The sequence below is a fragment of the Limnohabitans radicicola genome (assembly GCF_014837235.1).
Classification (GTDB): domain Bacteria; phylum Pseudomonadota; class Gammaproteobacteria; order Burkholderiales; family Burkholderiaceae_C; genus Limnohabitans_A; species Limnohabitans_A radicicola.
The window spans coordinates 1,374,428-1,387,456 of the sequence record NZ_JACYFT010000001.1; the positions used below are offsets into that span (position 1 = coordinate 1,374,428).

Genomic DNA, 13,029 nt, shown 5'->3' on the forward strand with positions numbered 1-13,029 from the left:
AACATCGCCACATGACAGCCAGCCCCCAGCCCCTTGCCCAAGCCATGGTCCTCGCCGCAGGCCGTGGCGAACGCATGCGTCCCCTGACCGACGCCACCCCCAAACCCTTGCTGACCGTGCGCGGCCAGCCGCTCATGCAGTGGCCCATGCAGGCCCTGGCGCGGGGCGGGTTCACGCGCCAGCTGGTCAACACCGCCTGGCTGGGTGAGCAGATCCCTGCACATTTTGGCGAGCGCGTCAGCTGGCCCGGCTTGCCCGAAGTGCAGATCACCTACTCGCATGAGGGGCAGGATTTTGGTCAGGCGCTGGAGACTGCCGGGGGCATCGTGCGCGCCCTGCCGCAACTGGCCGAGGTGTTCTGGGTGGTGGCGGGCGATGTGTTCGCGCCCGACTTCGTGTTCACCCCCGAGGCGGTGCAGCACTTTGCCGCCAGCCCGGCGCTGGCCCACCTGTGGCTGGTGCCCAACCCCGCGCACAACCCGGGCGGCGACTTTGGCCTCTCGGCCACGGGCCAGCTGCTCAACCTCGCCAAAGGGGCGGCGGGTCGTGACCACACCTTCAGCACCATCGCGCTGTACAAAAAAGCCTTTTTTGCCGACTGTGGGCTGCCCGCAGGCAACCCCCAAGGCACTGCGCTGGCGCTTGCACCCTTGCTGCGTGCGGCCATGGACCGGGGCGCGGTCAGCGGCGAGGTCTACAGTGGTGCCTGGACCGATGTGGGCACGCCAGAGCGGCTGATGCAACTGAACGCATGATCCCCTTGTGGGAGCCCCGCCCCCGGGGCGAATGTTTGTGGACTGCGCAAGCCCATTCGCGGCGATGGCGCCGCTCCCACAAAGAACCGCTCCTACAATGGCCGCATGAACGCCAACACGATCTACGCCGAACGCCGTGCCCGCTTGGCCGCCCAGCTGGGCGCTGGCGGCATCGCCATCATCCCCACCGCCCGCGAGCAGCAGCGCAACCGCGACAGCGATTTCCTGTTCCGCCACGACAGCTACTTCTATTACCTGACCGGTTTCACCGAGCCCAACGCTTGGCTGGTGCTGACCGGTGAGGGTGAGGCCACGCTGTTTTGCCAGCCCAAGGACCTGGAGCGCGAAATCTGGGACGGCATCCGCCTGGGCCCCGATGCAGCCCCGGCCGCGCTGGGCGTGCAAAAAGCCCTGCCCGTGACCGAGCTGGCGGCGCAAATGCCCAAGCTGCTGGAAAACCGCAGCACGGTTTGGTACCCGTTCGCCACTCACCCCGGGCTGGAGAGCCGTGTGGACGGCTGGCTGCAGCCCGTGCGTGCGCGTGTGCGCTTTGGCGCGCTGTGCCCCGACCAGCAGCGCGACGTGTGCGGCCTGCTCGACGAGATGCGCCTGGTCAAGGACGGACACGAGCTGGACATCATGCGGCGCGCGTCGCAGATCAGCGCCCGTGCCCACATCCGCGCCATGCAGCGCAGCGCAGCCATGCTGCGCGCCGGGCAGGAGGTGCGTGAGTACCACCTGGACGCCGAGTTGCTGCACGAGTTTCGCAACCACGGCTCGCAGTACCCGGCTTATGGCTCCATCGTGGCGGGCGGTGCCAACGCCTGCGTGCTGCACTACCGCGCCGACAAGGCCTTGATCCAGAACGGCGACCTGGTGTTGATCGACGCCGGCTGCGAGCTGGACGGCTATGCCAGCGACATCACCCGCACCTTCCCGGCCAACGGCACCTTCACCGGGCCGCAGCGCGCGTTGTACGACCTGGTGCTGGCCTCGCAAGAGGCGGCCATCGCGGCCACCCGGCAAGGCGCCCGTTTTGTGGACCCGCACGACGCCACGGTGGCGGTGCTGGCGCAGGGCATGCTCGATGTCGGCCTGCTCGACAAGAACAAGGTCGGTTCGGCCCAGGACGTGATCGCCAACCGCAGTTACTTTCAGTTCTACATGCACCGCACGGGGCACTGGCTGGGCATGGACGTGCACGATTGCGGCAGCTATGTCGAGCCCTCGCAGGTGGGCCAGTTCAGCGAGCGCAAGGACCCCCTGAGCGGCGAGCTGATCAAGGACCGCCCCAGCCGCATCCTGCAGCCGGGCATGGTGCTGACCATCGAGCCGGGCATTTATGTGCGCCCGGGCGAGGGTGTGCCCGAGCAGTTCTGGAACATCGGCATCCGCATCGAAGACGACGCGGTGGTCACGGCCACCGGGTGTGAGTTGATCACCCGCGACGTGCCCGTGCGCGCCGACGAGATCGAAGCTTTGATGCGGGCCTGACACGGTGCTGCTGACAGGCCGCGTGTTGTCCATCCAGGTCGGGCGGGTGCGCCCCCTGCAGGTGGGCGAGCGCAAGCTGATGTCGGCCATCGGCAAAGTCACGGTCAACGGTCCGCTGTCGGTCGGCCCCCTGGGGCTGGCAGGCGACGAGCAGGCCGACCCGAGCGTGCACGGCGGCCTGTCCAAGGCCGTCTATGCGTTGCCCTTCGAGCACCTGGCCTGGTGGCAGACGCAGCGCGACAACCGTGGCGTCAGCTTGTTTGACGAAGCCCTGGCGCCAGGCTATCTGGGTGAAAACCTCAGTTTGCAAGGCCTCTCGGAAGCAGAAGTCTTCATTGGCGATACCTTGCACTTTGCGGATCTGGTCTTGCGCGTCACCGAGCCTCGCCAGCCCTGCGGCAAATTCAATGCGGTCATGGGCTACGACCAGGCGGGCCGCGATATGGTGCAAAGCGGCCGCTGCGGCTTTTACCTGGCGGTCGACCAGCCCGGCAAGGTTTCCGCAGGTGAAGCCTTCACTCTCCAGCCCGGTGAGCGCGTGACGTCTGTTGCCAATGCCTTGCGCCACAAAGCCTGGAAGCACCTGCGCTGATTTGTGCGCATAAGTAAAAACCCAAGCCACTTGCTGCGCGTATTTACGTACTCTGTAGGTGGTGATGCGGGGTCTACAATGAAAAAATCGCCGCATTGCAGTGCTTGCAATGCCCCGGCCTTCAGGAGAAACACATGACCAACAAGGTCCTTGCGGATGACAAACGCGCCCAGTTGCGCAAAGCGGCACTTGAATACCACGAGTTCCCCACCCCCGGCAAAATCGCCATCGCGGCCACCAAACAGCTGGTCAACCAGCACGATCTGGCCCTGGCTTACTCCCCTGGCGTGGCCGCGCCTTGCGAGGAAATCGTCAAGGACCCGGCTGCCGCCTTCAAATACACCAGCCGGGGCAACCTGGTGGGCGTGGTGACCAACGGCACCGCCGTGCTGGGCCTGGGCGACATCGGCCCGCTGGCTGGCAAGCCGGTCATGGAGGGCAAGGGCGTGCTGTTCAAGAAGTTCTCGGGCATCGATGTGTTCGACATCGAGATCAACGAGAAGGACCCGGACAAGCTGGTGGAGATCATCGCTTCGCTGGAACCCACTTTTGGCGGTATCAACCTCGAGGACATCAAGGCACCCGACTGCTTCTACGTCGAGCGCAAGTTGCGCGAGCGCATGAAGATCCCGGTCTTCCACGACGACCAGCACGGCACCGCCATCGTGGTGGGCGCCGCCATCTTGAACGGCCTCAAGGTCGTGGGCAAGGACCCCAAGAAGATCAAGCTGGTCACTTCGGGTGCGGGCGCTGCGGCGCTGGCGTGTTTGGGCCTCTTGGTCAAGCTGGGCATTCCGCGTGAAAACATCTGGGTGACCGACTTGGCGGGTGTGGTCTACGAAGGCCGCACCGAGCTGATGGACGAAGACAAGATCCAGTTCGTGCAGAAAACCGACCAGCGCACACTGGCCGAAGTGATCGACGGTGCGGATGTGTTCCTGGGCTTGTCGGCGGGCGGCGTGCTCAAGCAGGACATGGTCAAGAAGATGGCGGCCAAGCCGCTGATTTTTGCGCTGGCCAACCCCAACCCCGAAATCGACCCGGCCGATGTCAAGGCTGTGCGTGACGACGCCATCATGGCCACCGGGCGCACCGATTACCCCAACCAGGTCAACAACGTCCTGTGCTTTCCCTACATTTTCCGGGGCGCGCTCGACAGTGGCGCGACCACCATCACGCTGGAGATGGAAATCGCTGCCGTGCACGCCATCGCCGAGCTGGCGCAAGCCGAGCAAAGTGAGGTGGTGGCTGCGGCCTATGCGGGCGAGCCCCTGGCCTTTGGCCCGGAGTACCTGATTCCCAAACCGTTCGATCCACGGCTGATGATGAAGATCGCCCCGGCCGTGGCCCAGGCAGCCGTCGACAGCGGTGTGGCTTCGCGTCCGATCAAGGACATGAACGCCTACCGCGACCAGCTGCAAAGCTTTGTCTACGCCTCGGGCACGACGATGAAGCCCATCTTCACGGCCGCCAAACGGGCGCTCAAAAAGCGTGTGGCCTACAGCGAGGGCGAAGAAGAGCGCGTGCTGCGCGCGGCGCAGATCGTGGTCGATGAAGGCATTGCCCGCCCCACCCTGATCGGTCGACCTGCGGTGATCGCCGAGCGCATCGAGAAGTTCGGTTTGCGCCTGCGCGAGGAGCTGGACTACGAAGTCGTCAATGTCGAACTTGACCATCGCTACCGCGACTATTGGCAGACCTACCACCGCATGACCGAGCGCAAAGGCGTGACCGAGTCGATTGCCAAGATCGAGATGCGTCGCCGCCTGTCGCTGATCGGTGCGATGCTGGTGCACAAGGGGGATGCCGACGGTTTGATCTGCGGCACCTGGGGCCACAACACCATGCACCTGACTTACATTGACCAGGTCATTGGCAAACGGCCCGGCGTGACCACATTTGCGGCCATGAACGGTTTGATGCTGCCTGGTCGCCAGGTGTTCATCGTGGACACCCACGTCAACTACGACCCCAGCGCTGAGCAGCTCGCCGAGATCACGGTCATGGCCGCCGATGAAATGCGACGCTTTGGTATCAAGCCCAAGGCGGCCTTGCTCTCACACTCCAATTTCGGCACCTCCGACCAGCCCAGCGCCGTCAAAATGCGAAAAGTGCTGGAACTGTTGCGGCAGAGCGCACCGTCACTCGAAGTGGATGGTGAAATGCACGGTGATGTGGCGCTCGATGCCGCGGCTCGCCAGTCCATCATGCCCCACAGCACCCTGGCAGGCGATGCCAATTTGCTGGTCATGCCCAACATCGACGCGGCCAACATCGCCTACAACCTGCTCAAGACCGCGGCGGGTGGCAACATCGCGGTGGGCCCGGTCCTCTTGGGGGCAGCCAAGCCGGTCCACATCCTGACGCCGAGCACCACCGTTCGCCGAATTGTGAACATGACGGCATTGACGGTTGCGGACGCCAACGCGCATCGCTGAGCGCTCACCGCGTACAGCGAGCGCTAACTTTTGAATGGCAAACCCTTTCTGGGTTTGCCTGATTTTTGGGCAGGCTATTGCTTTTTTCCGTGGTTTACCCCACACTAACGCCTTCGAGTGTTCGGGTTAACCCGGTGCTCTTGAAAGGTGTTTTTCATGCCGGTAGAGCATAAAACTGCGACTTTCAAACGCTGGATACCAGTTTTTGCAGGTTTAGCATGGTCTTTTTGCACTTTTTTGGTGCATTCAAATCCTGCTTCAGAAGTGCAGCCTCTGCCCGGTATGTCGGTGACCGATCTGCCGCGCGAAGGCCAGACAACCTACCAACTCATCCGCAAGGGTGGTCCTTTTCCATACGAAAAGGACGGGGTGGTGTTTGGCAACCGCGAGCGGATTTTGCCTCGGCAAGCCCGTGGTTACTACCGAGAGTACACCGTCAAGACCCCCGGATCGCGGGATCGCGGCGCCCGACGCATCGTGTGTGGTGGAGAAGTTCCGGTCCAGCCGGTGGCTTGCTACTACACCGCCGACCATTACGCGAGTTTTCGCGTGATTGTCGATAAGAACTGATTTGTATTGGACTTGAGGAATCACGGACATGGAAACGCTGCTGCGTACGGACCAGGAGGTGCCTTTGAAAGGCGTCCGGTCCAACATCGTGCAGTCGATTCGCGCCTACCGCGTGAGCGATTTGCAAGAGGCGGCCCAACAATTGGGTCACCATTTTTTGTATGCCAATTTGGCCGAGGCCCAGAGCAAGCAGGACGTGCTGGACATGATCGGTGGCCAGTTCACGCTGCCCACGCATTTCGGCAAGAACTTCGACGCTCTGTACGACTGCATGACCGATCCGTTGCACAAGTCGGGTCCTCAGCCCGGCTTCATCGTGGTGCTCGAACAGATTCCGGCCAATGTGAAATTTGACAAGGAAGCACGCGAGCAACTGCTCGACATCTTCCGCGACACCGCAGATTACTGGGGGGACCGAAAGATACCCTTCCGGTGTTTCTATTCTTTTCTGTAGCCCGTTCTGCGCAAAATAGCCAAGCAGGACGGGCGGTTGAGGCTGAAAGCGGTGAAGCGGCTGAGCTGGTGGAGGAAGGCGAAAAAATGCCAACCGACAAGCTGGTTGACGTGTCTCCGTTGGCGCTGCGCATGAGCAGCCCTTTCAATGCAGGTTACTGGCTCGCTGCCGCGTAATCTCCCCATTCGGACCTTCGGGTCCGGCACAAAAAAGCCCGTCCATGTGACGGGCTTTTTTGTGGGCGCTGGCTTGTCCTCAGAGTGCCTGCACCAGTGCCACGTATTCTTCGACAGGCACTTCTTCGGCCCGGCGCTGCAGATCGAAAGTGCCACTGAACCCTTTTTCGTCGAGCCATTTGCCCAAAGTGTTGCGCAAGATTTTGCGGCGCTGGCTGAACGCCACTTGCACCAGTGTTTCGAGTGTTTTGACGTTCACTTGCGGCGGTGTGGCCAGGGGCACCATGCGCACCACGGCGCTGTCGACCCGGGGCGGTGGGTCAAAGCTCTCGGGGGGCACGAACAGCACATTGTCCATGGCGTAGCGCCACTGCAGCATGACCGACAGACGTCCGTAGTCCGAGGTGGCGGGCCGCGCCACCATGCGGTCGATCACTTCCTTTTGCAGCATGAAGTGCTGATCTTCGATGACCGCCACATGCTCCAGCAAGTGAAACAGGATGGGGCTGGAGATGTTGTAGGGCAAGTTGCCCACCACGCGGATTTTGGTGGCACTGTGGCCCGTGAGCATTTGCTGCGACAGGGCCGTGAAATCGACCTTGAGCACGTCCGATTCGACCACCGTCAAATGCGGGTGCAGGCGCAGGCGCACCGCCAGGTCACGGTCCAGTTCGACCACGGTGAGGTGGCCGACGCGTTCCACCAGCGGCTGGGTGAGCGCCGCCAGACCCGGGCCGATCTCAACCATGGGCTGGCCGGGCTCGGGGTGGATCTCGTCGACGATGGCATCGATGATGCCGCCGTCAGACAAAAAGTGCTGACCGAAGCGCTTGCGTGGAATGTGTTTCATCGCGCAGGGGCTGTGTTCAGCAGCGGCGGCTCGCGCATCTCGACGTAGGCACGGCCACGCGTTTCGTCGACCCAGCGTGTGTAGGTTTCTTCGAGTTTTTTCTCACGCAAGGCACCGCGGGCCATTTCGCGCTGCTCGCGCTCGCTCAGGGCCATGTTGCGCCGTTCCATGACCTCAATGATGTGCACACCAAAACGCGAGACCAGTGGTTCACTGAGCTGGCCAGGACCGAGGCGGTTCATGACCTCTTCGAACTCGGGCACGAACATGCCGGGTGCGGCCCAACCCAGATCACCGCCCTGGCTGGCGCTGCCGTCCTGCGAGATGTCCTGCGCAGCGCGTGCAAAAGAAATGCGCCCTGCCAGGATCTGCTTGCGCACATCGGACAGTTTGGCCATGGCCTGGTCACGGTTCATGCTGGGACTGGCGCGCAGCAAAATGTGGCGTGCGCGTGTCTGTGTCACCGTCAGACCCGCAGGCGGAGGCTCGCGGCGCTCCAGCAATTTGAGGATGTGAAACCCCGCACCGGATCGGATGGGACCGGTGATCTCGTTGGGGCGCAATTTTTCTGTGGCCTGGACAAACAGCTCGGGGTAACGGTCTGTGCCGCGCAAACCCATCTCACCGCCTTTGGCGCCTTTGTCAAAAGCTTCCGAGAAAGATTTGGCCAGATCGGCAAAGGCCTCTCCACGTCGGGCACGCGCCGCCACATCCTGGGCCCGTTGCTCCAGCGCCTTGAGCTGAGACTCCGAACTGTTCTCGGGCACGGCAATCAGGATCATGGCGAGGTTGATTTCTGCTTCGCCTGCTGCACGTGGCCCGCTGGACTTCTCCAGCAAGAACTGGTCAATCTCCTGCTCGGACACTTTCACCCGGGACTCGACCTCGCGCTCTCGCACCTTGGTCAAAGTCAATTGGGTGCGCAACTGCTCGCGGAACTGGCTGGCGGACAAACCCTCCTGGCCTACGCGCTTGCGCAGCTCGTCGCGGGTGATCTGGTTGCTGCTGGCCACATTCATTTCTGCTTGGTCCACCGCATCGTCTTCGACCTTGATGCCGTTTTCACGGGCCAGCTGCAGCTGGGCTTTTTCATTGATCAATTGGTCCAGCGCCAAGCGGTTGAGCTCTTCGTCGCTCGGGCGTTCACCACCCCGGGCTGCGGCTTCGCGGGCCAGGCGCAGGCGCATGGTTTGCACCTCGTTGTTGGTGATCGGTTCGGAGTTGACCACCGCGACGATGAAGTCCGCTTGCTGAATCGCCTTGGGCGCTTGCGCCGCCGCCGGGGCAACGCCGCTCAGGGCGGGAAGGCCGATGGCACAAGTCAGCAAAACAGAGCGGGTGCTGAGGCGCAATTTATTCATATTGGAGGAATCGACTGGTTGTGGCCTTGTCGTCACGCAGGTACTGGTAACGCTGGATGTTGTTCTTGAGGGACTGCAGCGGGCTGGAGCCCACACGGGCCAGGCCCACGAATTCGAGCTGGAAGAGCAGGCGCGCAGAGGACGTGGTCACGGTGCTTTGCAGACGCTCCAGCACCACCCGGCCCAGCCAGCAGCCCGCATCGTATTCGAAACCGATCAGGGTGTCGACGAGCTTGTGGTCGGTCACGCTGAAGTTCATGCGGCCCACCGTGTACCAGCGATCAGCCCCCAGGCCCTGACCACCTTTGACGACGCCGGAGTCATCGGGTTTGTCGCCCCAGGTGAAGCTGCTCAGGGGCCACTGCCAGCCCACATCCACCATCTCGCTGGCCGTGGTGCCCGTGCTCACATTGCGGTTGACGCGGTAAGCCAGGTTGAGCAGACGGTAAGGGCCCGGGTTATAGCGGGTCTGCAGCGTGGTGCGGCTGACGGTGCTGGTTTGCGGGTTCAGCTGCACCAGCGAGTCCACGCTCCAGCGGTCGTCCCAGCGCATGCCCGCGCCCAGCAGCAGATCGCTGAAACCCGATTTGTCGGCGGTCTGGCCGGGCAGCGTGACCTGCTGGTCGGCAAAGCGGATGCGCTGGGCCACGCCCAAGCGCAGCAGCTCGGCCCCGTTGCCTGCATCAAAAAAGCGGCTGTTCACGCCCAGAGTGAGGGCGTTGTTGTCCACCAGCCTGTCCTGACCCACATAGGGGTTCTCGCTGTAGATGGTGGACAGGTTGAAGTCGGTGATGCCCGTGTCGTAGACCGGCAGCATGTCCTGCTTGCGGTAGGGCGTTCGGGCATAGAAGGCGCGGGGCTCCAGCGTTTGCACCAGACTGCGACCGAACCAGGCGGTCTCCCGCTCAAAGGTCAGGCCCGAGTCCAGGCTGAAGGTGGGCAGCACCCGGTTGGCGACCGCGGTGCCATCGCTCAGCGGGCGGTCCATCTGGTAGCGCGTGCCGTGCAACTGCATCTTGGGTGTGAAGAACCCCCACGGGCGCACCCACGGGTGGCTGACCTGGCCCAGCACATAGCTGCGCTCGCCGTTCATAGGCAAGGCGCTGCTGTTCGGGATGCGCGAGTAATCAGCCTCAAAGCGGGTGGTGTCGCCAGTGATCGACCAGTCCAGGCCACTGGGATTCCACTCGTTGTAACGCAGGGTCAGCTGCGGTGCCCGGTCGTAGGGCGGCGTGATGGGGGAGCTGACATCCTGCAGCGCTTGCCAGCGCTGCACCTGCGCGGTCATCGAGAAATTGCCGCGCCCCCAGGACACCGAACCCGTGGATGGCAGCAAGCGCTGGGTCAGAGCCATGGTCGCACCCGTGCCGGTTCGCGGAAAGTCGCGCCAGTAGTTGTCGTCGCTGACCCGGTTGAGCGTCAAACCCAGCCCGATGCGACCAACAGAGTCCAGCCCGGTGTCATAACTGCCGTTGTGCAGCGTTGACAAGCCCCAGCGCGATTGCTGGCGCAGGCTGTCGGAGGGCATGTAATTGAACCGGGCTTGACCGTTGTAATTGTTTTCCAGGTAACGGAAATCGGTCTCGAGCGCAGCGCCCCGCTTGGTCATCACCCGAGGCGTGAAGGTGGCATCGCGGTTCGGGGCGATGTTCCAGTAATACGGTTGCATCACATCGATGCCGTTGAGCGTGTCGATGCCATACAGGGGGGCCAGAAAACCCGATTTGCGCTCATCGGTCAGGGCAAAGCTGGCCGCAGGCAGGGTGGGCGTGCTCATGCCCATGAATTCGAGCTGAACCCCTTCGGCGCGGCCTGTCGACTCTTCGTTGTCCGTGCTCAAAGACGTGGCCTTGAGCAGCCACTCGGGCAGCCAATCGGGGCCGGGCTGGCGGCGGCAGGTGGTGTAGCGGGTCTGGTGGGCCACCATGCGGTTGCTGTCCAGAAAGTCGATGCGCTCCGCGGTACCGTAGCCCTGGCTCTGGATCAGCTCAAAACGGGGCTTGTCCATCGCACCGGTGAAGCTGTCGACCTGCAGTGTCAGCCGGGGGCCTTCAAAAATGTTGCCAATCCGGTTGATGCGCACCTGCCCTGTCGCGTTGACGATGTCCTGCGTCTGGTCGTAGTCGATCCGATCGGCCTTGATGTTCATGCCAGGCTTGCGGATTTCGGCCTTGCCCTGCAGTACCAGGTCCATGTCGGGCCGTGTCACCATGCTGTCGGCCGTTGAATAGACGGTGCTCTGGGTGCTTTCCTTGGGTGACAGGTTTTCTTCGAGCTTGGGGCTGGTGCGGAGCTTCACGCCTGTGCCTTGCCCCCAGGCCGATCCCGCAGGCCAGGCGGCCAGGCCCACGACCAGCGCCACCGCCCAAGCGGCGGTGGTCCGCAGAGCGACCGGGGTCAGCGAAGAGATGGAATGGCGGTGCACGTCAGGGGAGAAACAAGGGCGGTGAGACCCGTACCCGCCACCAGCGGCCAGTACAGGCTTTGTAGAATGGGATTATCCATGAGCCCAACCTCCAGCCCTACTTCCACCGTGGTTTGGACCGACCCGGTCCGCCAAAGCCTTTTTGATGCCTGGCTGCGCCAGGTGGCCAGCACGCACCAGCTGCAGCCAGGCAGCGTGCGCATCGCCTCGGCCGATGCCAGTTTTCGCCGTTACCTGCGTGTCGACACGCTCGGTGGCGACAGCCGCATCATCATGGATGCCCCGCCCGACAAAGAGAACTCGGAGCCCTTTGTCCGCATTGCCGCCTTGATGAAAGACGCGGGCCTGAACGCCCCTGTGGTGCTGGACTGGCACGAAGCCCATGGCTTCATGCTGCTCAGTGACTTGGGCGACGCCACCATGATGTCGGCCATCCAGCCCGAAGTGCCTCAGGCCAACCATGGTCTGTACATGCAGGCGGTCGACACCTTGGTGCAGTGGCAACTGGCTTCACGCCCCGGCGTGCTGCCGCCCTACGACACCGCGCTGCTCAACCGCGAGCTGAGCCTGTTTCCCGACTGGTATTTGGGCCAGCACAAAAAAGTGCAGCTGCAAGGCAAAGACCAAGAGACGCTGGCGCAGGCATTTGCCTTGATCGTGCAGCGCAACCTGGCCGCGCCCAGCGTGTATGTGCACCGCGACTTCATGCCGCGCAACCTGATGATGCCCCGCGGCTCAGGTCCTCAAAGCGAACAACTCGGCGTGCTCGACTTCCAGGATGCGGTCTACGGCCCCATCACCTACGACATTGCCAGCCTCATGCGCGACGCCTTTCTTACCTGGGAAGAAGACTTCGTGCTCGACATCACCATCCGCTATTGGGAAAAAGCCCGCAAGGCCGGGCTGATGGACTTTGAAGACTGGCACAGCGACTTTGGCGCGTTCTACCGCGCCGTCGAGTGGATGGGTCTGCAGCGCCACCTCAAGGTTGCGGGCATTTTTGCGCGCCTGACCTTGCGCGACGGCAAGCCCAAATACCTGGCCGATGCGCCGCGCTTCATCCAGTACATCCGCAAGGCCTGCGACCGCTACCGTGAACTCGGCCCCCTGCTCAAGGTGATCGACGAGATCGAAGGCACGACCCCGCAGGTCGGCTTTGCCTACGGCCGCATGTAAGTCATTCATGCCGCGTTTTTACTGCCCTGCCCCCCTGCAAACCGGTTTGGCGCTCAGTCTGCCCGCTGGCGCTGCGCGTCATGTGCAGGTGCTGCGCCTGCAGCCGGGCGATGTGATCACCTTGTTCAATGGTGAAGGTGGTGAGTTTGATGCCACCGTCACCCGCATGGGCCGCAGCGATGTGGACGTGGAAGTCGGCGAACACCGCCCGCTGGAGCGCGAAGCCGCCCGCGCCGTGCACTTGTTGGCGGGCATCACCGCCAACGAGCGCATGGACTGGCTGGTCGAAAAAGCCACCGAGCTGGGCGTGGCCAGCATCACGCCGCTCATGGCCGAGCGCAGCGTGCTCAAGCTCAAGGGCGAGCGGGCCGACAAAAAGCTGGCCCATTGGCAAGGCGTGGCCGTGGCGGCTGCCGAGCAGTGCGGTCGCAACCGCGTGCCCACCATTCACCCCGCGGTCAACCTCAAAGAGTGGCTGGCGCAGCCCAAGGGCGATGGGCAGCGCTGGGTCCTGTCGCTGGCGCAGGGCACACAGCCCTTGGCGGTGGTCAACACCAGTGTCCAGCCCGTGGTCGTGCTCAGCGGCCCCGAAGGTGGCCTGGCACCTGCCGAGGAAGCCGCAGCGTTGGCCGCAGGCTTTCAGCCCGTCACCCTGGGGCCACGCGTGCTGAGGGCCGAAACAGCGCCCTTGGCTTTGCTGTCGGCCTTGACCGTGCTCTGAGCTGAGCCTGTCGCCAA

Annotated in this window: 11 protein-coding genes; 8 read left to right on the plus strand and 3 right to left on the minus strand. The window is 63.1% G+C overall.

From position 1 onward, the window contains the following. The first annotated feature begins 11 nt into the window (after positions 1–11). The 6 genes from IC609_RS06775 (at position 12) to IC609_RS06800 (ending at position 6,303) form a co-directional block, all read left to right on the plus strand. Positions 12–755, plus strand: a complete 744-nt coding sequence (locus IC609_RS06775) for a nucleotidyltransferase family protein (RefSeq protein WP_225224009.1) — start codon at positions 12–14, stop codon at positions 753–755. Positions 756–860: 105 nt separating this feature from the next. Beyond that, positions 861–2,249, plus strand: coding sequence for an aminopeptidase P N-terminal domain-containing protein (locus IC609_RS06780; protein ID WP_191818651.1), 1,389 nt, complete (start codon positions 861–863; stop codon positions 2,247–2,249). Positions 2,250–2,259: 10 nt separating this feature from the next. Continuing rightward, positions 2,260–2,841, plus strand: coding sequence for an MOSC domain-containing protein (locus IC609_RS06785; RefSeq protein ID WP_408611012.1), 582 nt, complete (start codon positions 2,260–2,262; stop codon positions 2,839–2,841). A gap of 134 nt (positions 2,842–2,975) precedes the next feature. Then, a complete protein-coding gene (locus IC609_RS06790) occupies positions 2,976–5,279 on the plus strand; it encodes an NADP-dependent malic enzyme (RefSeq protein WP_191818652.1) in 2,304 nt (767 codons plus the stop codon). A gap of 240 nt (positions 5,280–5,519) precedes the next feature. After that, the gene (locus tag IC609_RS06795; protein WP_333473648.1) at positions 5,520–5,849 is read left to right on the plus strand and encodes a ribonuclease; all 330 of its coding nucleotides are present in this window, start codon (positions 5,520–5,522) and stop codon (positions 5,847–5,849) included. A gap of 28 nt (positions 5,850–5,877) precedes the next feature. Beyond that, on the plus strand, positions 5,878–6,303 hold the full coding sequence (locus IC609_RS06800; RefSeq protein WP_191818654.1) for a barstar family protein: 426 nt from the start codon (positions 5,878–5,880) through the stop codon (positions 6,301–6,303). Positions 6,304–6,558: 255 nt separating this feature from the next. Here the strand turns inward: IC609_RS06800 and rsmA are convergent, their stop codons facing one another. Genes rsmA through IC609_RS06815 form a run of 3 tightly spaced genes read right to left on the minus strand, consistent with a single transcriptional unit; the run spans position 6,559 to position 11,115 of the window. Continuing rightward, positions 6,559–7,329 (minus strand): 16S rRNA (adenine(1518)-N(6)/adenine(1519)-N(6))-dimethyltransferase RsmA, encoded by a 771-nt coding sequence (rsmA, locus tag IC609_RS06805; RefSeq protein ID WP_191818655.1) that lies wholly within the window; start codon positions 7,327–7,329, stop codon positions 6,559–6,561. Next, positions 7,326–8,690, minus strand: coding sequence for a peptidylprolyl isomerase (locus tag IC609_RS06810; protein ID WP_191818656.1), 1,365 nt, complete (start codon positions 8,688–8,690; stop codon positions 7,326–7,328). Before IC609_RS06810 ends, rsmA begins: the two co-directional genes overlap by 4 nt. Continuing rightward, on the minus strand, positions 8,683–11,115 hold the full coding sequence (locus IC609_RS06815; RefSeq protein WP_333473649.1) for an LPS-assembly protein LptD: 2,433 nt from the start codon (positions 11,113–11,115) through the stop codon (positions 8,683–8,685). Before IC609_RS06815 ends, IC609_RS06810 begins: the two co-directional genes overlap by 8 nt. Positions 11,116–11,193: 78 nt before the next feature. Between IC609_RS06815 and IC609_RS06820 the strand changes: the two genes are divergently transcribed. Beyond that, positions 11,194–12,291 (plus strand): aminoglycoside phosphotransferase family protein, encoded by a 1,098-nt coding sequence (locus tag IC609_RS06820; RefSeq protein WP_191818657.1) that lies wholly within the window; start codon positions 11,194–11,196, stop codon positions 12,289–12,291. A gap of 7 nt (positions 12,292–12,298) precedes the next feature. Further along, the gene (locus IC609_RS06825; protein ID WP_191818658.1) at positions 12,299–13,012 is read left to right on the plus strand and encodes a 16S rRNA (uracil(1498)-N(3))-methyltransferase; all 714 of its coding nucleotides are present in this window, start codon (positions 12,299–12,301) and stop codon (positions 13,010–13,012) included. The last annotated feature ends 17 nt before the right edge of the window (positions 13,013–13,029 follow it).

What these genes read in the sequence shown, in the direction of transcription:
- IC609_RS06775 (WP_225224009.1), top strand. Translation starts at nt 12, where the DNA reads ATGACAGCCAGCCCCCAGCCCCTTGCCCAAGCCATGGTCCTCGCCGCA.
- IC609_RS06780 (WP_191818651.1), top strand. Translation starts at nt 861, where the DNA reads ATGAACGCCAACACGATCTACGCCGAACGCCGTGCCCGCTTGGCCGCC.
- IC609_RS06790 (WP_191818652.1), top strand. Translation starts at nt 2,976, where the DNA reads ATGACCAACAAGGTCCTTGCGGATGACAAACGCGCCCAGTTGCGCAAA.
- IC609_RS06800 (WP_191818654.1), top strand. Translation starts at nt 5,878, where the DNA reads ATGGAAACGCTGCTGCGTACGGACCAGGAGGTGCCTTTGAAAGGCGTC.
- rsmA (WP_191818655.1), bottom strand. Translation starts at nt 7,329, where the DNA reads ATGAAACACATTCCACGCAAGCGCTTCGGTCAGCACTTTTTGTCTGAC.
- IC609_RS06810 (WP_191818656.1), bottom strand. Translation starts at nt 8,690, where the DNA reads ATGAATAAATTGCGCCTCAGCACCCGCTCTGTTTTGCTGACTTGTGCC.
- IC609_RS06820 (WP_191818657.1), top strand. Translation starts at nt 11,194, where the DNA reads ATGAGCCCAACCTCCAGCCCTACTTCCACCGTGGTTTGGACCGACCCG.
- IC609_RS06825 (WP_191818658.1), top strand. Translation starts at nt 12,299, where the DNA reads ATGCCGCGTTTTTACTGCCCTGCCCCCCTGCAAACCGGTTTGGCGCTC.